General features: G+C 70.5%; 20 protein-coding genes. 12 read left to right on the top strand and 8 right to left on the bottom strand.

Annotated elements, in window-relative coordinates; genetic code table 11:
- The first annotated feature begins 165 nt into the window (after window positions 1-165).
- The 12 genes from AC07XS_RS13250 to AC07XS_RS13195 all read left to right on the top strand — a co-directional run bounded on the left by AC07XS_RS13250 (window position 166) and on the right by AC07XS_RS13195 (window position 10,072).
- Window positions 166-1,332: a citrate/2-methylcitrate synthase gene (locus AC07XS_RS13250; protein WP_321208125.1), complete on the top strand. Its 1,167-nt coding sequence runs from the start codon at window positions 166-168 to the stop codon at window positions 1,330-1,332.
- A gap of 24 nt (window positions 1,333-1,356) precedes the next feature.
- On the top strand, window positions 1,357-2,157 hold the full coding sequence (locus tag AC07XS_RS13245) for an undecaprenyl-diphosphate phosphatase (protein ID WP_182714773.1): 801 nt from the start codon (window positions 1,357-1,359) through the stop codon (window positions 2,155-2,157).
- 44 nt (window positions 2,158-2,201) lie between these two features.
- On the top strand, window positions 2,202-3,113 hold the full coding sequence (locus tag AC07XS_RS13240) for a class I SAM-dependent methyltransferase (protein WP_182714772.1): 912 nt from the start codon (window positions 2,202-2,204) through the stop codon (window positions 3,111-3,113).
- Window positions 3,114-3,255: 142 nt separating this feature from the next.
- Entirely contained in the window at window positions 3,256-3,990 is a 735-nt protein-coding gene (locus tag AC07XS_RS13235; protein WP_182714771.1) for a pseudouridine synthase, read from the top strand.
- Window positions 3,991-4,017: 27 nt separating this feature from the next.
- On the top strand, window positions 4,018-4,281 hold the full coding sequence (locus AC07XS_RS13230) for a type II toxin-antitoxin system Phd/YefM family antitoxin (protein WP_182714770.1): 264 nt from the start codon (window positions 4,018-4,020) through the stop codon (window positions 4,279-4,281).
- Window positions 4,278-4,691: a type II toxin-antitoxin system VapC family toxin gene (locus AC07XS_RS13225; protein ID WP_182714769.1), complete on the top strand. Its 414-nt coding sequence runs from the start codon at window positions 4,278-4,280 to the stop codon at window positions 4,689-4,691. Before AC07XS_RS13230 ends, AC07XS_RS13225 begins: the two co-directional genes overlap by 4 nt.
- Window positions 4,688-5,329 (top strand): phosphoribosylanthranilate isomerase, encoded by a 642-nt coding sequence (locus AC07XS_RS13220; RefSeq protein ID WP_182714768.1) that lies wholly within the window; start codon window positions 4,688-4,690, stop codon window positions 5,327-5,329. Before AC07XS_RS13225 ends, AC07XS_RS13220 begins: the two co-directional genes overlap by 4 nt.
- A gap of 77 nt (window positions 5,330-5,406) precedes the next feature.
- Window positions 5,407-6,609: a tryptophan synthase subunit beta gene (trpB, locus tag AC07XS_RS13215; RefSeq protein WP_321208126.1), complete on the top strand. Its 1,203-nt coding sequence runs from the start codon at window positions 5,407-5,409 to the stop codon at window positions 6,607-6,609.
- A complete protein-coding gene (locus AC07XS_RS13210; protein ID WP_182714767.1) occupies window positions 6,606-7,055 on the top strand; it encodes a hypothetical protein in 450 nt (149 codons plus the stop codon). Before trpB ends, AC07XS_RS13210 begins: the two co-directional genes overlap by 4 nt.
- Window positions 7,052-7,891: a tryptophan synthase subunit alpha gene (gene trpA, locus AC07XS_RS13205; RefSeq protein WP_182714766.1), complete on the top strand. Its 840-nt coding sequence runs from the start codon at window positions 7,052-7,054 to the stop codon at window positions 7,889-7,891. Before AC07XS_RS13210 ends, trpA begins: the two co-directional genes overlap by 4 nt.
- A 10-nt stretch (window positions 7,892-7,901) precedes the next feature.
- On the top strand, window positions 7,902-8,792 hold the full coding sequence (locus tag AC07XS_RS13200) for a carboxyl transferase domain-containing protein (protein ID WP_182714765.1): 891 nt from the start codon (window positions 7,902-7,904) through the stop codon (window positions 8,790-8,792).
- Between the two features lie 5 nt (window positions 8,793-8,797).
- Complete coding sequence (locus AC07XS_RS13195) at window positions 8,798-10,072, top strand: bifunctional folylpolyglutamate synthase/dihydrofolate synthase (RefSeq protein ID WP_494732677.1); 1,275 nt, start codon at window positions 8,798-8,800, stop codon at window positions 10,070-10,072.
- Here the strand turns inward: AC07XS_RS13195 and AC07XS_RS13190 are convergent.
- From AC07XS_RS13190 to AC07XS_RS13155, 8 genes are all read right to left on the bottom strand, one after another.
- Window positions 10,069-10,257 (bottom strand): hypothetical protein, encoded by a 189-nt coding sequence (locus AC07XS_RS13190; protein WP_182714763.1) that lies wholly within the window; start codon window positions 10,255-10,257, stop codon window positions 10,069-10,071. The two genes, AC07XS_RS13195 and AC07XS_RS13190, sit on opposite strands and share 4 nt — an antisense overlap.
- A gap of 73 nt (window positions 10,258-10,330) precedes the next feature.
- Entirely contained in the window at window positions 10,331-10,666 is a 336-nt protein-coding gene (trxA, locus tag AC07XS_RS13185; RefSeq protein ID WP_054764133.1) for a thioredoxin, read from the bottom strand.
- 258 nt (window positions 10,667-10,924) lie between these two features.
- Entirely contained in the window at window positions 10,925-14,356 is a 3,432-nt protein-coding gene (gene addA, locus AC07XS_RS13180) for a double-strand break repair helicase AddA (RefSeq protein ID WP_182714762.1), read from the bottom strand.
- The gene (gene addB, locus AC07XS_RS13175; RefSeq protein ID WP_182714761.1) at window positions 14,353-17,406 is read right to left on the bottom strand and encodes a double-strand break repair protein AddB; all 3,054 of its coding nucleotides are present in this window, start codon (window positions 17,404-17,406) and stop codon (window positions 14,353-14,355) included. Before addB ends, addA begins: the two co-directional genes overlap by 4 nt.
- On the bottom strand, window positions 17,403-18,119 hold the full coding sequence (gene murU, locus AC07XS_RS13170) for an N-acetylmuramate alpha-1-phosphate uridylyltransferase MurU (protein WP_182714760.1): 717 nt from the start codon (window positions 18,117-18,119) through the stop codon (window positions 17,403-17,405). The genes addB and murU overlap by 4 nt, the downstream gene beginning before the upstream one ends.
- Entirely contained in the window at window positions 18,116-19,213 is a 1,098-nt protein-coding gene (gene amgK / locus AC07XS_RS13165; RefSeq protein ID WP_152949097.1) for an N-acetylmuramate/N-acetylglucosamine kinase AmgK, read from the bottom strand. Before amgK ends, murU begins: the two co-directional genes overlap by 4 nt.
- On the bottom strand, window positions 19,200-19,658 hold the full coding sequence (gene tsaE, locus AC07XS_RS13160; protein WP_054764128.1) for a tRNA (adenosine(37)-N6)-threonylcarbamoyltransferase complex ATPase subunit type 1 TsaE: 459 nt from the start codon (window positions 19,656-19,658) through the stop codon (window positions 19,200-19,202). Before tsaE ends, amgK begins: the two co-directional genes overlap by 14 nt.
- Window positions 19,655-20,512 carry a GNAT family N-acetyltransferase gene (locus tag AC07XS_RS13155; RefSeq protein ID WP_054764127.1) on the bottom strand — a complete coding sequence of 286 codons (858 nt, stop codon included), beginning with the start codon at window positions 20,510-20,512 and terminating at the stop codon, window positions 19,655-19,657. Before AC07XS_RS13155 ends, tsaE begins: the two co-directional genes overlap by 4 nt.
- Window positions 20,513-20,532 lie beyond the last annotated feature (20 nt).

Genomic DNA, 20,532 nt, shown 5'->3' with positions numbered 1-20,532 from the left:
GTCGTCATCGGCTGGTCTTGTCGCGCAATCGTGGCGGAAAGCCAACCGGGGCGCTCATTTGGACTGGTCCAACTGGATCGGGCGCGTCATTAGGATTAAGGAGACGAAACGGCGCTATGTCGGTTTCCGTTCATACGGGGCATCGGTCGTAGTCGTGGGGGCGGCATGGACGCTGACGAACGCTGGATCGCGAGACATGAGGCCCTGACCCGGCTGGGGGTCAAGGCCCAGACCCTGTACGCCTATGTCAGTCGGGGACGGATCGCCGCCCGTCCCGACCCCGCCGACCCCCGCAGAAGCCTGTACGCCGCCGCCGACGTGGCCCGGCTGTGCGGCGACGGGGCCGAAGGCGAGACCGAGGTGCGGACGCCGGTCGTGGGGGCGGCGGCGCGCGGCGAGGCCGACATTCAATCCTCCGTAGGCCTGATCGCCGAGGGCCGGCTGTTCTATCGCGGTCTGGACGCGGTGCAGCTGGCCGAGACGGCGACCGTCGAGGCGGCGGCCCGCCTGCTGTGGGACGTGCGGGACGGGGACCCCTTCGTCGGACTGAAGCCGCGTATCGATCCGATCGTCGGCGGTTCGACACAGAGGCGGGTTCTGGCCGTGCTGGGCCGTCGCGCGATCGAGGACCGCTCCCTGCGCAGTCACGACCCGGCGGGACTGAAACAGGAGGCGGCCTCGCTGCTGAACGAGGTGGTGGACAGCGTCTCCGGCCCCGGCCCGCGCCTGTATCTGCACCAGCGTCTGGCGCGCGGCTTCAAGGCGTTCGAACGCGACAGCCATCTGATCCGCCGCGCCCTGGTGCTGGGGGCCGACTGCGGTCTGGACGAGGCGGTGCTGGCGACGCGGGCGGCGGCCTTCGGCGGCGCGCCCCTGGCCGGGGCGGTCCTGGCCGGGATCACCACCCTGAGCGGGGCCCCTCTGGGCGAACTGGGCGAGGTCGTGGCCTATGTGGGGGAGGCGCGGCGCGATCCGTCGGGCGCGGCGCGACGCTGGCTGGCCCTGAAGGGCGGGGTGCCGGGCTTCGAGGAGACGGCGGCCTTCGGCCGGGTCGATCCGCGGACGCGGGCGCTGTTGGAGGCGGCGGGGCTTCCGGCCGATCTCCAGGCCCTGCTCGCCGAGGGCGAGGCGGCGGCGGGCCGGCCGGCCGGCTTCCATCTGGCCCTGGCCCTGATCGCGCGACGGCTGGACCTGGGGCCGACGGGAGCGGGCGACTTGCTGCTGCTGGGGCGGCTGGTCGGCCTTTTGGCCCATGCTGTGGATCAGGCGACGGACGGCTCGCCTATCCGGGCGCGATTGCGCTATGTGGGGCCCGAGCCGGGCGCGCACTGACCTCCGGCCTGTGACGGGGACTTCATGTCGGACTGGCTTGCGGCGATCATTCTCGGCCTGGTCGAAGGACTGACCGAGTTCATTCCGGTGTCCTCCACCGGGCACATGCTGCTGCTGGGCCATTTCATGGGCTTCCAGAGCGCGGGCAAGACGTTCGAGATCGTCATCCAGCTGGGGGCGCTGCTGGCCATTATCAGCGTCTATTTCAAACGGCTGTGGACCCTGGCGACGCGCTGGCCCTTCGATCCGGAGGCCCGGCGGTTCCTGATCGGCCTGCTGCTGGCCTTCGCCCCGGCGGTGGTGATCGGCTTCCTGGCCTACGACTTCATCAAAGACGTGCTGTTCGAAACGCCCCAGGTGATCTGCGTCGCCCTGATCGTCGGCGGGGTGATCCTGTTGGCCCTGGACCGGATGGACAAGCGGCCCCAGTGGCTGGACGCCAGCCAGTATCCGATGCGGGTCTATTTTCTGATCGGCCTGTTCCAGTGCCTGGCCATGATCCCCGGCGTGTCGCGATCCGGCGCCACCATCGCCGGCGGCCTGTTGCTGAAGACCGACAAGCGGTCGGCGGCCGAGTTCAGCTTCTTTCTGGCCCTGCCCACCATGGGGGCGGCGGTGGCCTATGACCTGCTGAAGAACCACAAGACGCTCGATTTCAGCGACGTCGGCCTGATCGTGGTGGGCTTCGTGGTGGCCTTCCTGACGGCCCTGGTGGTGGTGCGCTTCCTGCTGGACTTCGTCTCCAAGCACGGCTTTGGCCCCTTCGCCTGGTGGCGGATCGTGGTCGGGGTGGTCGGTCTGGCCCTGTTGCAGGCGGGGTTCTGAGGCCCCGGCTGGCGATTTTCGCGTTCACCATCTAAGGGGCGGGCATGAGCACGCTTCTTTACGGCCGACCGCCGGTCGTCTTCGATCCGCCCAGCACCGGCGCCGGCGCCGCGATCCAAGTCTCGCCCCTGATCCCCGGCTCGACCGCCCTGGAGGCTGTGAGCGAAGGCTCGGTCGACGAGATCATGATCTACGCCCCGCCCGGCGTGCTGGAGCGGCGCTACACCCTGGCCCTGGCGCTGAGGGCGCTGAAGGTCGGGGGGCGGCTGGACGTCATGGCCTTGAAGGACAAGGGCGGGTCGCGGCTGAAGAAGGAGCTGACCGGCTTCGGCGTCGAGGTGGGCGAGACGGCCAAGGCGCACCATCGCCGCTGCGTCGTGATCAGGCCCGAGGCGATGACGGATATCGACTCGGCCATAGCCGAGGGGGCGGCGCGGATCGTGCCGGGGCTGGAGGCCTGGTCCCAGCCGGGGATCTTCGCCTGGGACCGGATCGACGCGGGCTCGGCCCTGTTGGCGCAACACCTGCCGGCGCTGAAGGGGGCGGGCGCCGACCTGGGCTGCGGCTATGGGGCGCTGGCGACGGTGGTCCTGCGGTCGCCGGGGGTGACGGGCCTGCGGCTGATCGACCTGGACCGCCGGGCCGTCGAGGCGGCGCGGAAGAATGTCGAAGACCCACGGGCGAGCTTTGAATGGGCCGATGTGCGGACCCTGCCCGCCGGAGGCGACCTGAATTTCGTCGTCAGCAATCCGCCCTTCCACGACGGCGGGGCCGAGGATCGACGGCTGGGCCAGGCCTTTATCCGCAAGGCGGCGGAACTGCTGAAGAAGGGCGGGACAGCCTGGATCGTGGCGAACCGGCACCTGCCCTATGAGGCCGAGCTGAACGCCGCCTTCGGCCGGGTGCGACTGGTCGCCGACGAGGGCGGGTACAAGCTGTTCGAGGCGGTGAAGTGAGGCGCTCTTCTCTGAGCCGTCATCCTCGCCCTTGTGGCGAGGATCCAGACTCCCGGTGTTCGACGAGAGTGCTGTCTGCCGACGCACCGGGAGTCTGGATCCTAGGGACAAGCCCTAGGATGACGGGCGTCGGGGGTGCGACATGACCAAGACCCCCACGTCGCGCGTCGATCGACTGCTCGGCTCGATGGGCTACGGGTCGCGGGCCGAGATGGCGCGGATGGCCAAGGCGGGCGGGATCCTGCTGGACGGCGCGGACCTTACCGACGTGTCGAGGCGGATCGCCGTGACGCCGGACCTGCCGAGCCGCATGGAGATCGACGGGGAGCCGCTGGATCCGGTGCAGGGTCTGGTGATCCTGCTGAACAAGCCGCTGGGCATGACCTGTTCCCATAAGGAAGAGGGCGCGTTGGTCTATGATATCCTGCCGGGCCGGTGGCGGCGGCGCGATCCGGCCATCTCGACCATCGGACGGCTGGACAAGCAGACCAGCGGCCTGTTGCTGCTGACCGACGACGGCGACCTGCTGCACCGGGTGATCAGTCCCAAACGCCATGTGGCCAAGGTCTATCGCGCCGGACTGGCGCGGCCGCTGACGGGGACGGAAGGGGCGCTGTTCGCCTCCGGCGAACTGGTGCTGGAGGGGGATGACAAGCCCCTGGCGCCGGCGATGCTGGAGGTGGTGTCCCCGACCGAGGCCCTGTTGACGGTGACGGAGGGCCGCTATCACCAGGTGCGGCGCATGTTCGCCGCCGTCAGCAACCATGTGGAGACCCTGCGCCGGGAGCGGCTGGGCGGGCTGGTTCTGCCGGAGGATCTGGCGCCGGGGGCGTGGCGGCTGCTGACGCCGGAGGAGATCGCGTCGATCTTCGTCTGAGCCGAGATCGTGGACATTTGACGCCAGATGGCTATCTTGATGGCCATGTCCAGCTATTCCGTCGCCGAAGCCAAGAACAACCTGCCCAAGCTGCTGGATCGCATGCTGGCGGGCGAGGCCGTGACCATCACACGGCGCGGCGTGCCTGTGGCGCGACTGGAGCCGGCGCAGGAGGTCGAGCCGACGTCAGGGCCGATGGACATGGACTGGCTGAAACGTGTGCGGATCAAGTCTGAAGCCGAGATGGACTCCGTAACCCTCTTGCGCCGGATGCGGAACGAAGAGATTTGACCGTCTATCTGGACACCAGCGTCCTGATGTCCCTGTTTCAGACCGACAAGCACACTGAGCGGGCGTCGGTCTGGATCGCGGGTGTCGATGCCTTCGTCATGAGCAGTTGGGCTCTCACAGAGTTTTCCTCCGCCTTGGCGGTGAAGACTCGTATGCGCAATCTGCGCGACAGGGATCGGCGCGAGTTCGAACTGCAACTGGACCAATGGTTGAGAGGCAGGGTCGTCCTTTCTGTGGTTGACGGTGACATGGTGGAAGCGCGGCGCCTGGTGACAAACGACGTGAGATTGCGCGCTCCCGATGCGCTTCATCTCGCGCTGGCGGCGAGGCATGGCTGCAGCCTGGCGACTCTTGACGAGGACATGGCCACGGTCGCCACCGACATAGGGCTGACGGTGATTGTCCCATGACGATCAAGATCAAGATCTGCGGCCTGACGACGCCCGACACCCTGGACGCCGCCCTGGACGGCGGGGCGGACTTCGTGGGGGCGGTGGTGTTTCCCAAGAGCCCGCGCCATCTGGCGCCGGAAGCCGCCGCCGACCTGTTCGAGCGGGCGCGGGGGCGGGCGAAGATCGTGGCGGTGACGGCCGATCCGGACGACGCCCTGCTGGAAGAGATCGCGCGGACGCTGAGGCCGGACTTCATCCAGCTGCACGGGGCGGAGAGCCCGGCGCGGGCGGAAGCCGTGCGGGCCCTGACCGGGGCGGGGGTGATCAAGGCCCTGCCGATCCGCCATGGCGACGACTTCGCCGCCGCCGACGAATGGGATTATCACGCCGATCATCTGATGTTCGACGCCAAGCCGCCGGAGGGGTCGGTCCTGCCGGGCGGGGTGGGGCATAGTTTCGACTGGACCCTGCTGGCGGATCGGGCCTTCCGTCATCCGTGGTTCCTGGCGGGGGGGCTAAATCCCGACAATGTGGCCGAGGCGCTGCGGATCGCCGGGGCGCCGATGCTGGACGTCTCCTCTGGCGTCGAAAGCGCGCCGGGTGTTAAGGACGCCGACCGGATCGCGGCCTTCATCCAAAACGCGCGCCGGTCGTAATTACGACGCCTCTCCGCGTGAAAGTCGAAACCGTGAACGCTCAAACGCCCATCCAAGCTCCTGATCCCGCCCAGCCGCTGTCCAACGCCTATGCCTGGCCGGACGCGCAGGGACGGTTCGGGCCTTACGGGGGGCAGTTCGTGGCCGAGACCCTGATGCCGCTGATCCATGAGCTGGATGCGGCCTATAAGGCGGCCAAGGCGGACCCCAGTTTCCAGGCCGAACTGGACGGCTATCTGACCCACTATGTGGGTCGCGAGAGCCCGCTGTATTTCGCCGAGCGGCTGACCGAACATTTCGGCGGGGCCAAGATCTGGCTGAAGCGCGAGGATCTGAACCACACCGGCGCGCACAAGATCAACAACTGTATGGGCCAGATTCTGCTGGCCCGGCGCATGGGCAAGACCCGGATCATCGCCGAGACCGGCGCCGGCCAGCACGGCGTGGCCTCGGCCACCGTATCGGCGCGGTTCGGCCTGCCATGCACCGTCTATATGGGGGCGGTGGACGTGGAGCGGCAGCAGCCGAACGTCTTCCGCATGCGTCTGTTGGGGGCCGAGGTCTTCCCCGTCACCGCCGGCGCCGCGACCCTCAAAGACGCGATGAACGAGGCGATGCGCGACTGGGTGACCAACGTCTCGGACACCTATTACATCATCGGCACGGCGGCGGGTCCGCACCCCTATCCGGCCATGGTGCGCGATTTCCAGTCGGTGATCGGCAAGGAGATCAAGACCCAGTCGATGGCCCGGATGGGCAAGCTGCCGGACGCCGTCGTGGCCTGTATCGGCGGCGGATCGAACGCCATCGGCGCCTTTCACCCCTTCATCGACGATGCGGCCGTGCGGCTGATCGGGGTCGAGGCGGCGGGCCACGGGCTGGACACGCCGGACCATGCGGCCTCGCTGAAGGGCGGGCGGTCGGGGGTGCTGCACGGCAACCGGACCTATCTGTTGCAGGACGAGGACGGCAACATCGTCGAGGGCCATTCGATCTCGGCCGGGCTGGACTATCCCGGCATCGGGCCGGAGCACGCCTGGCTGCACGACATCGGCCGGGCCGAATATCGCTCGGCGACGGACAATGAGGCGCTGGAGGCCTTCCAGCTGTGCTCGAAGCTGGAAGGCATCATCCCGGCCCTGGAACCGGCCCACGCCCTGGCGCGGACCGGCGAAGTGGCGCGCGAAGTCGGCAAGGGCGGCGATGTCGTCCTGCTGATGTCGGGCCGGGGCGACAAGGACATCTTCCAGGTCGCCCGTCATCTGGGAGTGGAATTGTGATCCGCAGCCTGTCGGTGATCGCCGCCGCCCTGAGCCTTTCGACGGCCGTTCAGGCCCAGACGCCGGTTGAGGTTAAACCCGCCGATGTCGCCCTGCTGCCGGGCGCGCAGCTTTCGCCCGATTGCGGCGGTCTGAACAATCTGGCCGGCCGGGCCTGGTGCGTCACCGCGCCCCTGGGTCAGGTCGGCGCCCTGGCCGAGGCCTATATCGCCGATCTGGAGACCAAGGGCTGGCTGGCGGCGGGCGGCGACGAAAACCGCGTCGTCCTGATCAAGCGTCGCGAGGGCGGCGGTTGCGACGGTATGCAGATGGTCGCCTTCTACGACACGTCCAAGGTCGCCGTCGCCGAACTGCCCGCCTATCTGGGCTTCGCCACCATTCCGGGCGACGTGTGCGGGCAGGCCGCCGCCGCCGAGAAGCCTGCTTCGGACGCATCGACCCAATGACCACCGCCCGTATCGACGCCTGTTTCGCCGCACTGAAGGCCGAGGGCCGTTCGGCCTTTATCCCCTATGTGATGGGGGGCGATCCGTCGCGCGAGGCGGCGCTCGCGATCCTGAAGGGGCTGCCTGCCGCCGGGGCCGACATCATCGAACTGGGCTTTCCGTTCAGCGACCCGATGGCCGAGGGGCCGCCGATCCAGCGGGCCGCCATTCGCGGATTGAAGGCGGGTTTCGGCCTGCGCTCGACGATGGATCTGGCGCGCGAGTTCCGTAAGGGCGACGACGTCACGCCCATCGTGCTGATGGGCTATCTGAACCCGATCGAAAGCCTGGGCTATGACGCCTTCGCCGCCTATGCGGCCGAGTGCGGCATCGACGGGCTGATCGTGGTGGACTGTCCGCCGGAAGAGGCCGGGCCGCTGATCGAGGCGCTGGACAAGGTCTCGATCTCGCTGATCCGCCTGGCGACCCCGACCTCGGACGACGAACGGCTGAAGATCGTGGTCCAGGGCACTTCGGGCTTCGTCTATTATGTCGCCGTCGCGGGCGTGACCGGCGTCAAGGAGGCGAACGCCGACGTCGTGGCGCCGGCGGTGGAGCGGGTGCGCAAGGCCTCGGGCTTGCCGGTCGCGGTCGGCTTCGGGGTCAAGACGCCGGAGCGGGCGGCCGAGATCGCCCGCGTCGCCGATGCGGTTGTGGTCGGGTCAGCCCTGGTGGACGAGGTGGCCGCCGCTCTGGAGGCCAATGAGCCTGCCGCGCCGCGGGTGCTGGCCCGGGTCAAGGCGCTGGGCGACGCGGTTCGATCGGTGACTAGTGCTTCCGCGGCGGAAACCGTCTAAGAGCCCGCCCATGGTCGACAAGAACAAACCTCAGGAAAAGCGCGGCGGCTGGCTGAGCCGTTTCGCGCCCGGCGTCCGCAAGATCGTGTCGCGCCGCGACACCCCCGACAATCTGTGGGTCAAGGACCCCGATACGGGCGAGATGCTGTACCGCTCGGACCTGGAGGCCGCCCTGTGGGTGACGCCGTCGGGCCGCCATATGCGGATCGATGCGCCGACGCGGCTGAAGGCCACCTTCGACGGCGGCGTCTATGAGACGATCGAAACGCCGGACGTGCCTGAGGATCCGCTGAAGTTCTCGGACGGCAAGTCCTACAAGGACCGGCTGAACGCCGCGCGCAAGGCGGCGGGGCGCAAGGACACCATGGCCATCGGCTGGGGTTCGGTCGGCGGCCAGAAGGCGGTGGTGATCGTTCAGGACTTCACCTTCATGGGCGGGTCGCTGGGCATGGCCGCGGGCGAAGCCTTCATCAAGGCGGCGCGCGAGGCCGTGACGCGTGAGGTTCCGCTGGTCTGTTTCACCGCCGCCGGCGGGGCGCGGATGCAGGAGGGCGCCCTGTCGCTGATGCAGATGGCGCGCACCACCCTGGCCATCGAAGAGCTGAAGTCGGCGAAACTGCCCTATGTGGTGGTGCTGACCGACCCGACCACGGGCGGGGTGACCGCCTCCTACGCCATGCTGGGCGATGTCCATCTGGCCGAGCCGGGCGCCTTGATCGGCTTCGCCGGTCCGCGCGTGATCGAGGCCACCATCCGCGAGAAACTGCCGCCGGGCTTCCAGCGCGCCGAATATCTGCAGGAGAAGGGCATGGTCGACCGGGTCGTGACCCGCGCCGATCTGCCCCGCGTCCTGGGCCGGATCCTGTCCATGCTGATGGGCGGAAACCGCCTGGCGGCCTGACGGCCTTGGACCCCATCTCCGAGCGGCTGCGCGCCCGACATCCGCAGCGGATTGATCTGTCGCTGGACCGGATGCGCGCCCTGTGCGCCGCCCTGGGCGATCCGCAGCATCGGTTGCCGCCGGTGGTCCATGTGGCGGGGACGAACGGCAAGGGATCGACCGTGGCCCTGATCCGGGCCATCGCCGAGGCGGCGGGGCTGAAGGTCCATGCCTATACTTCGCCCCATCTGGTGCGGTTCAACGAGCGGATCCGGCTGGCGGGGCGGTTGATCGAGGACGATCATCTCAACGCCATCCTCGACCGGATCGAAGCCATGTCCGGCGAGGCCACGGTGTTCGAGAGCACCACCGCCGCCGCCTTCCTGGCCATGGCCGAGACAACGGCCGATCTGGCGGTGATCGAGGTCGGCCTGGGCGGGGTGCTGGACGCCACCAATGTGATCGAACGGCCGCTGCTGAGCGTGATCACCCCGGTCGACTATGATCATGCCGAGTTTCTGGGCACGGACCTGGCCGGGATCGCCTCGGAAAAGGCCGGGGTGTTGAAGGCGGGGGCGCCGGGCGTGATCGGGCGCCAGCGTGAGGAGGCGTTCAAGGCCATCGAACGCCGGGCCGCCGACGTCCGTGCGCGGCTGACGGTGCTGGGGGTGGATTTCGACGCCTGGGCCGAGCGGGGCGGCATGGCCTTCCAGACGGCGGACCTGTTCATGGACCTGCCGGCGCCCCCCCTGGCGGGCGCGCACCAGATCGACAATGCGGCCGTGGCCATAGCCGCCGCCCTGGAGCTGGATCTGCCGGAAAGCGCGATCATCGAAGGGCTGAAGGCCGTGCGGTGGCCGGCGCGGCTGCAGCGGATCTCGACCGGACCCTATGGGCAGGCGGCCAAGGCGGCGGAGGCGGAGCTGTGGCTGGACGGGGGGCACAATCCCCATGCCGGACGGGCGCTGGCGGCTTTTCTCGCCGAGCGTCAGGCGCGGGCGCCGCGCCCCCTGGCCCTGATCTGCGGCATGCTGGGCAATAAGGACGCCGGCGGCTTCTTCGCGGCGCTGAAGGACAGCCAGGCCACGGTCTTCACCGTCGGCTTCGACGGGGCGGCGGCCGAGCCCGCGGCCCTGGCGGCCGTGGCGCGCGGCCATGGTCTGGCGGCGACCCCGGCGGGCTCGGTCGGCGAGGCCCTGGACCTGGCCTTGCGGTTCGGCGCGGGCCGGGTGGCGATCTGCGGGTCTCTGTATCTGGCGGGCGAGGTGCTGGGCGCCAGCCCGGAGACCTGGCCCGTTTAGCGGGTCATCCAGGGCTTGGACTTGCCCGCCGCGATGCGGGCGGCCTGTTCGCGCTGGAAACGTCCGCCCCGCGGCGGCTTGGGCCGAGCCTCCAGCTTGGCGTTCTTCAGGCGCAGGGCCTTCTGAACCGGGGTTTCGCCGCGGATGTCGTCCGGGGTGTCGTCGGGCGGGGGTTCGTCGCTCATAGGCGGCCTTCTAGCAAAAACGCCCGCCGGTCGGAACCGGCGGGCGTTCGATCCTGTCGGACAGGCGGAAGGATCAGGCGTCGGCCTTGACGCCGGCCTCGGCCAGCCATTCGACGATCTTGCCCTTGGGCATGGCGCCGACCTTCATCGAGGTCATCTGACCGTCCTTGAACAGCATCAGGGTGGGGATGCCCTTCACGCCCAGTTTGGACGGGGTCAGGGGGCTGTCGTCGATGTTGATCTTGGCCACGGTGACCTGGCCGCCCAGTTCGTCGGCGATCTGTTCCAAAGCCGGGCCGATCTGTTTGCAGGGGCCGCACCATTCGGCCCAGAAGTCCACCAGAACGGGGGTGGAGGATTTCAGGACGTCGGCGTCGAAGCTTTCGTCGGTGACTTTGACTGTCGCCATAAATGGCTCCTTGGGCGCTGACGCTCGGCGCTAGGGCCTTGCCGCTCGCGCGCAAATTGGGTTGGCCGGATCCGTCCGGGTTCGGCCGCAGATGTGGGAGCGAATCGCGGGCAATTCAACTCCCGCCGTCGCTCCCTCTCTCCGTCCGTCATCCTCGGGCTTGACCCGTGGATCGGATGTTCCGCCGCTCGTGCGAAGACGGCGACGCACAGCCCGATCGACGCCCGGTCCTCGGGTCAAGCCCGAGGATGACGGGGGTTAGGGCGCGAGCGCCGCGTCCAACATCGCCTGCGGGATCGGCATCAGCTTGGGTCCGTCGGTCCAGACCAGGGCGGCCTCGACCGGGCGGTCGGGGTAGAGGCGTTCTAGCACGGCGACATAGACGGCGGCCTGAAGCACATAGGCGGGATCGACCCGGTCCAGGGCGTCAGGGGCGGGGCGGTTGGTCTTGTAGTCGATGACCAGGACCCGGTCGGGCGTGACCACCAGTCGGTCGATCCGGCCGTTGATCGCCACGTTCGCTAGGCCGGCCGGGGGGCCGGCCAGGGCGCCGGTCAGGGCCACCTCGGCGCGGGAGCCGGGGCCGAAGACGGGGGCGAAGCGGGCGTCGTCCAGCACGGAGAAGGCGGCGGCGATCATCTCGGCGCGCTGGGCCTCGTCCAGATCGGTCTCGCGCGCCAGAAGGCGCCGTGCGGCGTCGGGGCGGTCGGCGGGCGCGATCTCGGGCAGGCGCTCCAGCAGCCGGTGGATCAGGTCGCCGCGACGGAACCGGCCCAGCGCGGCGCCGCCAGCCGCGCTGCGGGCCAGGGGCGAGGGGGCGGGGATACGGACCTGGCCCTCCATCCGCGACGGGGAGGCGAAGCGGGCGGCGGCGTCGAGCGGGGGCAGGACTGCGGCCCAGGCGGGCAGGGCGTCGGCGGAGGCGGTCGCGGCGGCCTGCGTCGGGCGGCGTTCGGGATCGACGCCGAAGCGGCGAACGCCGTTCTCGACCTCGCGCACCTGATCCCCCAGCCGGTCGAAGGTCTCCTCGATCACCGACCACCAGCTGCCGGGCTCGGCGCCCCGGCTGGAGGCGCGGCCCATGACGATGACGCGGTCCCGTGCGCGGGTCAGGGCTACATAGAGCAGGCGCAGGGTCTCGTCGTCGGTGCGGGCCTGACGCGCGGCGCGGGCGTCGGCCGAGGCGGGGCAGTCGTCCTTGGCCGAGCCGGGCGCCATCAGCCAGGCCTCGCCTTCGCCTTCGGGCGTGACGGCAGGCATCAGGGACGGGCCCTGGGCCTTCGCCTTCATGGTGGTGTCGGGCAGGATGACGATGGGCGCCTCCAGCCCCTTGGCGCCGTGGACGGTCATGACGCGGACCTCGCCGCGCGCCCCCTCAAGTTCGCGCTTCACCTCGACGTCGGCGGCCTCGAGCTGGGCCAGGCAGGATTCAAGGTCTATCGCGCCGCGGTTCTCGGCCGCCAGCACCTGGTTCAGGGTCTCGTCTATGGCTTCCTCGGCCTCGCGGCCCAGCCGGGCCAGGACGCGGGCGCGGCCGGAGCGGCCGGTGTCGTCCACGCGGTTCAGGGCCTGGGAGAAGAAGGCGAACGGGTCGCCGCCGCGCGCGGCTATGGCGGCCTGGAGCGCATCTCGCGCGCGGGTCCATTCCGGGCGTTCGTGCGCCCGGTCGCGCAGGTCGCGCCACAGCTGGCCGCCCTTCCGGTTCTCGCGCCCGGCGAGGGCGTAGAGGCCCTCTTCGTCCACGTCGCACAGGGGGCTGCGCAGCACCTCGGCCAGGGACAGGTCGTCGTCGGGGAAGAGGGCGAAGCGGGCCAGGGAGATCAGGTCGTCGAAGACGATATGGCTGGACAGTTTCAGCCGGTCGGCGCCGGCGACGGGGACGCCCTCGGTCTTAAGCGCGCGGATGATTTCTTCAAAGGTGGCGTCGCGGCGGCGGACCAGGACGATGTAGTCGCCATAGCCGGCGGGGCGCAGGTCGCGGGTGCGGCTGTCGAAGACGGCCAGGCCGCTCTCGACCTGACGGCGGATCTCGCGGGCCAGGTCGCGGGCCAGGCGTTTCCTGGCGCTGCCGGCGCTCTCCTGATCGACCGGATCGTCCCAGGCGTCGGTCTCGGGCGCGGGCTCGTCGAGGAACAGGGGCCACAGGTCGACGGCGCCGTGCTGGCCGATGCGGGCGGGGATATGGCGGGCGATGTCGCCCTGGGGGCCGGTCAGGGCGCGGGTGCGGTCGGGATCGGCGAAGACGGCGTCGACGAAGGCCAGCACCTCCTCGGTCGAGCGGTAGGAGGTGTTCAGCTCCGGCCCGGCGAAGGGCTCGCCGGCGCCCTCGGCCAGGGCCAGGAAGTCGGCCCGCTCCTGACGCAGCCGTTCCGGCCGGGCGCCCTGGAAGGAGTAGATCGACTGTTTCTCGTCGCCGACGGCGAAGACGGTGCGGCCCGACGTCTGGCCTGAGTAGAACTCTCCGGTCAGGGCGCGGACGATGGCCCACTGGTCGGGGGCGGTGTCCTGGGCCTCGTCGATCAGGACGTGATCGACCCCGCCGTCCAGCTTGTACAGCACCCAGGCGGCGGCCCCGCTGCGGGTCAGAAGGGCGGCGGCGCGGGCGACCAGGTCGGGGAAGTCCAGCGCGCCGCGCTGGGCCTTGGCGGCCTCGTAGAAGGCGGCGTGGGCGCGGGCCAGGGTCAGAACCTTGATCGTGTCGTCGGCGACCTTGGCCTTACGCAGGGCCTCGCGGGCGGCGAGGTATTTGGTCTGGAGGTCCAGCAGCCAGCCGACCGCGCCTTGCGGCGCCGACTTGGTGCCCATGCTTTTTCGCGGCTCGCCCGCCTGGGTGCAGAAGACGCCCGCCAGGGCGGCGAAACCGGCGTAGGGCGGGGCGGCCACGCTCATGGCGTCGGCGATCTTGCGGTCGTTGGTCGAGCCGGTCGCCATGGCCTCGGCCATGCGGTTCCATTCGGCGGGGTCGATCCAGGCGACGAAGTCCCGCTCCAGATCTTCCGGGCTGCGGCCCGCCTCGGCGCCGGTGAGGGTGTAGGGATCGGGCGCGGTCCCAGCCTCGGCCCGGTCGATATAGTCCAGCAGATCGGCGCGCCTGGCCTCGATCATCGACAGCAGGGCCTGGAACCGCTGCCAGTCCAGTTCGACGGCGAAATGGCTGTAGGCCTGACCGATAGGGCCGTCCGGGTCGCCGACGGCGGCGCGGGCCAGGTCCTCGCGCGCGGCATGGCTGAGGGCGGTGGCGGCCTGGTCTTCCAGAACGGTGAAACGGGGCGAGACCCCGGCCTCCAGCGGGAAACGACGCAGCAGCTTCTCGCAGAAGGCGTGAAGGGTCTGGATCTTAAGCCCGCCGGGCGTCTCCAGGGCGCGGGCGAACAGTTTGCGGGCGCGGGACAGGGCGGCGTGATCCATCGCCTGCGGATCGCCGTCGTCCAGCCGGGCCAGTTCACGCGACAGGGCGGCGTCGTCCAGCACGGCCCAGCCGCCCAGCTGGTCGAACAGCCGGGCCTGCATCTCGGCGGCGGCGGCCTTGGTGTAGGTGACGCACAGGATAGCGCCGGGATCGACCTGATCCAGCAAAAGTCGCGCCACCCGGTTGACCAGGGTGGTGGTCTTGCCCGAGCCGGCGTTGGCGGTGACGAAGACGGTCAGGCGCGGATCGGCCGCGATGATCTGAGGGGAGGGGGCGGTCATTCGCTGTCCTCGCCGTCGCCGATCACCGACCATTCCCAGACGCGGGCCAGATGGTCGTAGTTGCCGCCCTGATTGCCCATGAACTGGGGCGCGGCCCAGGAGACGTAAGGGGTGTTCGGGTCGTCGAAGCGGGCGACGCGGCGCTTCAGTCCGTCCAGCGCCGCCTGGGCCAGGTCGGCCGCCTCGGCGCCCGAGGCGCGGGTGATGACCTCGCCCGCCGTCTTGCGCCCGACCACGCGGACATAGGTCAGTTCGTCGGGCGTGACGGGGCCCTTGGCGCCCTCGAACCCGCCGTCGGCCAGGATGGCGGCGGTCAAAGTCAACTGCGGGGCGAAGCCGGACTTGACCTGTTTGGCGGATGGGGCTGCGCCGGTCTTGAAGTCCATCACCGCCGCCCCGTCGGACGACAGTTCGATCCGGTCCGCGAAGGCCTTGACGGTGAAGGGGCCGGCGGGGGCGTCGAAGGTCATGGCGCCCTGTTGCTCGACCAGGATTTCGATCCCGCGTGCACGGCGGCGGCGCTCGAAATCGGTCAGCCAGCGAGCGCAGTTGCGGGCGAGCGGCGCCTCGCGCGCCATGGCCGCGTCCTCGAAACCGCGCGCGCCCAGTTCACGCAACAGGTGGTCGTGCAGGATGGTTTCGCAGTCGTCGGGCAGGTCATGGGGCCAGTCCAGCGTCAGTCGTTCGACAGCGGCGTGGACGGCGTCGCCACGGGCGAGCGCTTCGGCGGACGCGCCGGGACGCTCCATCGCCTCCAGCCCCAGCACCCACAGGGCGTAGATGGCGTAGGGGTCGCGCACCCAGCGTTCGATGCGGGTGACATAGAGGCTGCGCGGGCGGCGATGCACCGGCGGGCGCGGCTCGGGCCGTTTGGCGAAGCGTGGCGGTCCGGGCGGCGGCGCGTCGAGCGCGCGGGTCCAGTCCAGGACGGTGCTGGGGCGGGGCAGGTCGACTCCCGCCCCCCGCGTCAGCATCTCCAGCCGCCACAGCCAGCGGGAGCGGACTGCGGGCTGGCCGCCGCGTCGTTCACTGTGGACCAGGATCACCTCCTCGGCGCAGGCGGCCTGGACGAAGTCCTGGGCGGTCTGGCCCAGGCGGCGTTCGGGCGGGGGCAGGGCCAGGGCCTTGCGCATCGGGCGCGACAGGAAGGGATCGGTGGGCGCGGCCTGGGGCCAGACGCCTTCCTCCAAGCCCGCCAGGATCATCCGGTCGGCGCGCACCAGCCGCGCCTCGATGGCCCCCAGGATCCGCAGCGACGGATGGGTGGCGCCCCCGGTGCGGACCACGGTCTCGCGCACCAGGGACGAGGTCAGCTCGGCCAGGTCGGCCCGGTCGAGGCGGCCCAGGGCGGCGCCGCCCTCGATCAGGCCGGACAGAAGGGCGGCGGCGGCCTCGCCGTCGGGGCCGGCCCAGGCGTCCTGGCCGGCCAGGGTCTCGATCAGGCGCGTCAGGGCGGAGGCGGCGACGTTCAGGTCTGCGTCGGGGGTGAAGACGGCGGTAGCGGTCTCGACGGCGGTTTGCAAACGCTCGACCAGGCGGGTGGCGGCCGACAGGCGTTCCCGTTTCCACTCGGGCGGAGCCTTGCCGCGCCGGTCGGGCTGAACGGCTTCCAGCAGACGGCGGCGCACGGCGGCGAAGTCGCGGGGGCGCGGGCCGCGCAGGGCGTGTTCCTCAAGCCCGGCGACGGCGGCGGCTTGAGGCGCGTCGCCCAGGTCGAACCGGACCAGCGGATGTTTGATGACGGCCAGCAGCAGATGGGGCTGGACCGGATCGGCGATCCAGCGGGCGCACAGATCGACCAGGGCGCCGGCGGGCAAGCGCGACAGGGGGCTGCCTGCCGAGGAATCCGGGATGACGCCCCAGCGCTCCAGTCTTGCGGCGACGCGGCGGCCCAGGGCCTGGTCCGGCGTCACAAGCGCGCAAGTCTTGCCCGGCGTCTCCAGCGTCTCGCGCATCATCAGGGCGATGGCCGTTGCGGCCTCCTCCTCGGCGCGGGCGGTCAGCAGGGACAGGCCTTGCAGACCTTCGGCTATGGGGTCGCGGGCCTCGCCGCGCGCGGCGGCGGTCGAGCGGAGGTCGCGGATGGCGCGGCGCCAGTCGTCGGTGGCCTCGGCGGGCCGCAGGGCCTCGTTGACCAGGCGCTGGCGGGCCTGGCCGCGGGCGAGGGCGGCGGGCGGCTGGGACGGGGCGAACCAGGGGCGGACGTCGGTGCGGGCGACTTCGACCCGGTCCAGCAGGCGTTTCATCGCGCTCTGCGGATGCTGTTCGTCCAGCCGGTCCCAGACCGCCGGATCCAGGTCGAGATCGAGACCGGGCAGGACGACGCAGCCCAGGGGCGCTCTGGCCACGGCGCCCAGGACGTCGGCGGCGGCGGGGACGGTGCCGGTCGAACCGGCGGCGATGACGGCCTGGGTCGGGGGCGTGTGGTCCCACAGTTCGGCGAGGCGGCGCAGAAGCGTGGCGCGGCGCCAGGCTGGATCGACCAGGCCCAGTTCGGCGAGGCGTTTGGGCCAGGCCTCGACCGCCAGGCCCAGGAATTCGGCCGAGCGTTCCCAGTGTTCGGCCATCTCGCCGTCGACCAGGGTCGCGATCCGTTCGGGGTTCGGAACCTCTTCCAGCTGGCAGGAATCGAGGAAGCCGCCGAGCGCATCCGCCAGATCCAGGGCCCGCATCGGCGTCAGGCTGTCGTCGAACTGCTCGACGATCATCCGCGCCATCTCGAACCGGCGGGTCAGGGCGGGGATGGCGGGCGGCAGGTCGAGGCCGAGGGCGCCGGGGGTGAAGGGGGGCTCGTCCTCCTCCAGATCGCCCAGCGGCCGGACCTGGGGCAGCAGGACGGGGCGGCCTTGGGAGAGTTTCGACAGGGCGCCGGTGAAGGCGCGGGCGGCGCGCCGGTTGGGCAGAAGGAGGGTGGCGTCGGACAGGGTCTCGGGCGGCAGATCGCCCAGCCAGGCCAGGACGCCGGCGGCCAGGTCTTCGAGGAAGGGCCGGTGGGCGGGGACGGCGTACCAGCGGGGGCAGGACGCCGTGAAGGGATCGAACGCGCTCACTCCAATCCCGCCAATTTCACCTCGGCCTGATCCCGCGCCTGGGGATCGCCGACGTGCATCCAGTCGCCGTCCAGAACGCAGCCGTAGAGACGGCCCTCGGCGGCGGACTTGCGCCACAGGGGGCTGAGGGAAAAGGGGCCGTCGGGGCCTTGGTCGGCATAGCCGGGGCGGGTGATGTGGACCCCCATATAGGCGAAGGGGGCGGACGGGGCGTCGCCGCGGAAGGTCAGTTTTCCGTCCTCGGCCAGGAAGAAGTCGCCGTCGCCCTCGAAGCCGATGGAGCCCTCGCGGCGGGCCAGCAGCAGGGCGGCGTCCATCGTGTCCGGGTTCCACAGGCGGATCAGGTCTGACAGGGCGTCGCCCCGGTCGATCCAGACGCTGTCGATATTGGCGACGAAGATCGGATCGTCGCCCAGCAGGGGGCGGGCCTTCTTCAGGCCGCCGCCGGTTTCCAGCAGTTCGACCCGTTCGTCGGAGAGGAGGATGCGGGGGCCGCGTCCGCGCGCGGCCAGATGGGCTTCCAGCCGGTCAGCGAACCAGTGGACATTGACGACCACCGTCTCCACCCCGGCGTCGGCCAGCCGGTCCAGCACATGGTCGATCAGGGCGCGGCCCGCCACTTCGACCAGGGCCTTGGGCCGGTCGTCGGTCAGGGGGCGCATCCGGGTGCCCAGGCCGGCGGCGAGCACCATCGCGGTTTTCGGCGGGGTCATGCGCGCACCTCGACAGGGACGTGGCGATCAAACCAGCGGGCGACGGGCGCCAGGGCCGGCTGGTCCAGATTGGCGTTCAGATGCCGCCACATGCGCGGCAGGAACTGGCGGTAGCGGGGCTTGCCGTCCCGCGCGATCAGTCGGGCGAAGATGCCGATGATCCGCGCCTCGTTCAGCGCGGCTAGCCCGGCATAGTCGGCCATGAAGGCGGCGCGGTCCACCTGGGGGCGAAGGGCGAAATAGCGGTCCAGGGCCTCGGCCTCCAGCGCCGGCGACACGTCGCGGCGGGCGTCCTGAAGCAGGGAGTGCAGATCCCAGGACGGGTGGGCGCGCACCGCGTCCTGGAAGTCGATCATGCCGACGCGGGCGGCGCCTTCACGCTCGGGCAGCCAGATCAGGTTCTCGGCGTGATAGTCGCGGTGGGCCATGACCGAGGCCCCGGCGGCGCCCGAGGCGACGATCGGCGCCCAGGCCTCTCGCCATTCCGCCACCGCGGCGGCGTCGAAGGCGACGCGCGCGTCCAGACGGGGCAACCAGTCGACGAACAGGTCGGCCCCGCCCTGGAGCGCCGTCTCGTCATAGGTCAGGAGCGGCCAGTCGCCGCCGGGACCGGTCAGCACCTCAGGCGGGGTCCCGGCCTCGTGCAGGGCGGCCAGGGCCTCGATGGCGGTCAGATAGAGGGGCGTCTCCTCGGCGCCGTCCTCGATGACGCGGGCGAACAGGGCGTCGCCGAAATCCTCCAGCACCGCCAGGCCGTTGGGCGCGTCCAAGGCCGGGATTTCAGGCGCGGACAGACCCAGCGACTTCAGATGGGCGGCGACGGCGGCGAAGGCCTCGATCCGACCGGCCGAAAGGCGGGCGACGGCGTTCCAGCCTGCGGCGTGACGCTGCTCGGGCGTCCAGGCCGGATCGGCGGGCGGGCTCTCGGCGGCGGGCGCCTGGTCCATCAGCATCAGGGTGGGGCCGCCCGGCGGGGTCAGCCGTTCGTAGCGCCGCGTCGAGGCGTCGCCCGGCAGAGGCGCGCGCGCAGCCTCGGCCAGGCCGGCGGCGGCCAGGAAGTCGAGGCGAAGCTGTTCGCGATCAGAGACGGACATGGTCGATCAGGTCTTCCCACCGGCCTACGCCGGAAACGGTCGCAACACGGCCGTCGCCGTGTTCGGAAATCTCAATGACAAGGCGGTCGGGCCCCAAGAACCGGCCCGGATCCTCGCCCAGCCGCTCGGGCCATTCAATGAGGGCGCAGCCCTCGTCCAGGGCCTCGTCCAGGCCGATCTCGAAGGCTTCTTCCGGCCGGGTCAGGCGATAGAGGTCGAAATGGGCGACGGGCAGGTCGGATTCATAGAACTGGACCAGGGTGAAGGTGGGGCTCGGCACCTCCTCGTCCGGCGTGGTCAGGGCGCGGATCAGGCCGCGCGCCAGGGTGGACTTGCCCATGCCCAGCGGCCCGTACAGCAGCAGGCTGTCGCCCGGCGCCAGCAGGGGGGCGATGACTTGGCCCAGACGGGTGGTGGCCTCGGCGTCAGGGAGTTCGACCTTCATGGGAAGACCGCGTCTGGATCGGCGGCCAGGGTGCGTTCGGTGAAATGTTTCAGCGCCACGGTGGCCTTTACGGCGTCCACGTCCAGCCGTTCGGGCGGGATGGGGCGGCCGACCAAGATATCGAAAGGCTTGCCCGCCTTGTTCAGCAGTTCGTGGAACAGGGTCACGTCGCGCAGCTCCTGCGAAACCTTGTCGAACAGGTGGAACAGCCGGCTGTAGGGGCCGGCGACGTGCATGGGCACGACCGGCGCGCCGTATTTCCGCGCCAGGGAGGCGGCGGTCGGCGCCCATTCGGGGTCGGTCAGCAGGCCGTCGGCGCCGACGCGGGCCAGACGGCCGGCGGGGAACATGACCACGCAGCGTTCGGCTTCGAAGGCCGCCTTGGCGGCGTTCAGCGTCGCGCGGGTCTTCTCGCGGGTGCGTTTGTCGTGAACCCATTCGACCGGGATCACCGTCTCGGCGAGCCGGGGCGAGACGCGCAGGGCGTCGGCGTTGGCGAAGAAGACCGCGTCGAGACGGCGCCGTTTTACGGCGTCATAGACCGCGACCCCGTCGGCTATGCCGGTCGGATGGTTGGCGACGACGACGCACCGGCCCGTCGCGGGCAGGCGGTCCAGAGGGGACGCCGTCACCTTCAGCCGAAGCAGGTCCGACACATAGTCCAGGCTCTCGGAGCCCGAGCGGTCACGCACAGCGTCGGCCATCCGCACGGCCGCCTTGTAGTTCAAGATCGAATAGAGCAGCGGGCGCACCGCCGGCCACAGCGGCGAGGCGGTCAGACGGGGCGCACGCTCGGCGATCAGCACATCGACGATGTGGGGCGAGCGGCGGACGGGAAGGGCGGCGGAATTCATGGACGACCGCTTGTCGCCGG

The organism is Brevundimonas sp. GW456-12-10-14-LB3 (genome assembly GCF_059424365.1).
Note: the sequence above shows the minus strand (reverse complement) of the source record. Positions and strands in the feature narration are given on the sequence as shown.